2 protein-coding genes are annotated in these 1,799 nt (G+C 57.1%); both read left to right on the top strand.

Translation table 11 applies throughout. From position 1 onward, the window contains the following. Positions 1-1,039 (top strand): TonB-dependent receptor (locus J5224_RS26355; RefSeq protein ID WP_264628128.1); only part of this gene is annotated, 1,039 nt, incomplete at its 5' end. Positions 1,040-1,121: 82 nt separating this feature from the next. After that, the coding region (locus J5224_RS26350; RefSeq protein WP_264628129.1) for an ABC transporter substrate-binding protein at positions 1,122-1,799 on the top strand (678 nt) is incomplete at its 3' end.

Below are 1,799 nucleotides of genomic sequence, written 5' to 3'. Positions count from 1 at the left end.
TGACGTGGTATTGAGCACCACCGGGTTCCAGTGGACTAACTATGCCGCGCTGGGTAACGATAACGACTTTACGCTGGGAACCACCCCGCTTAACGCCCCTCGGCGCTATGATGATCCGAGCAATGGGCGGTTCTATGCGGGATCCGGGCGCTATAAGTCCAGCCGCAGCAGTCAACAATCGGTGACCGCAGGCGATACCATTACCTTCAACGAGCGTTGGTCGGCCATGGGCGTGATAAGCCAAAGTTGGCTCACCTCGCGCAGTTACGGTGCGAAAGCCGCTGCACAACACAATGACGGTATTAGCCCGACCGTGTCGCTGATGTATAAGGTTGTGCCGAATGTGATGACCTTTATCGCCTATGCTGATTCGCTGGAGCAGGGGGGCGTCGCACCGAAGGGTACCAGCAACTATGGGCAAGTGCTGGATCCCTACCGTAGCACTCAGTATGAGGCGGGTGTGAAATCCCAATGGGGCGACATGAATATGAATGCGGCGCTGTTCCGTCTGGAACGTCCGTTTGCCTACACCGGTAACGACAATATTTACAGGGAGCAGGGCAAACAGGTTAACCACGGTCTTGAACTGATGGCCGATGGTGAAGCCTGGGATGGGTTGCATCTGTTTGGCAGCATGACGTTGCTCGATCCTAAAATGAAGGACACCAGTTCGGCAGCAACGCGCGATAAACGCGTGGTCGGCGTACCCAAATTCCAGGCCAACCTGTTGGCGGAATATAGCCACCCGAGCGCCCCGAATATGGTGTATCAGGCCAATCTGCATTACACCGGAAAACGTGCGGCTAACGACACCAACACCACCTGGGCGGCGGGCTTTACCACGCTGGATCTCGGTGCACGTTATGCCTTTAAACTGCACGACAAAAATGCCGCAGTGCGTGTGATGGTGAATAACGTCACTAATGAGCGCTACTGGGCTTCCCTGTTCCCAGGTAAAAATGACGGTTCCAACGGTTCCGCCAATGCCTTCCTGGGCGAACCGCGTGAAATCCGCGCTTCTCTCTCCGTTGACTGGTGATGCCATGACTCAATCGATGATATGGCGTCTTTCATTGGCACTGGTCGTCAGCGTGCTGGGGGGGCCGGTGCTGGCCGAAACGATGCCGACCCGAACCGTGCAGTATTACGGCGATCGTTCCGTTACCGTACCCGCTCAAATAGAGCGAGTAGCCACCTCCTGGAATGCGCAGAATTCGATTATCGCCATGTTGGGTTATGGCGATCGTATTGTCGCAACCACCAAAATCGTGCGCGATACGCCGCTGTTTCGCCAGTTTGTGCCGTCGATTGCGCAGGCGGCTTTAGCCTCGCGCAGCGGTGACATGGGGATTAACAGCGAAGTGCTGGTTGCCAAACGCGCTCAGGTGCTGTTTGTGCCGCAGAGCATACCGTTAGCAGAAGCGGAGACGCTGAGCAAAGCGGGGGTTCAGGTGGTGGCGCTGCGTTACAACTCGCTGGAGGCGATGGTGGAGCGCACGCTGATTACCGGCGACATTCTCGGGCCGGATGCGTTACAGCGTGCCCGCGATTTTGCCGTCTATTATCAGGATAACGTGCGCCGGGTACAGGCGGTGATTGAGCGCATTCCCCGTGAGCAGCGCGTAAAGGTATACCACGCCGTGGGCGATCCGCTGACCACCTCGGGCCGTCCTTCTCTTAATCAAGACTGGATGGATCTCGGCGGCGCAATAAACGTGGCGGAGCCTTGGTTTCGTAAGGCGGGCGTCAGCACCGCACCGGTTTCACTTGAGCAGGTGGTGCAAGCCGACCCTGATGTG

Source organism: Candidatus Symbiopectobacterium sp. NZEC135, assembly GCF_025962695.1.
Note: the sequence above shows the minus strand (reverse complement) of the source record. Positions and strands in the feature narration are given on the sequence as shown.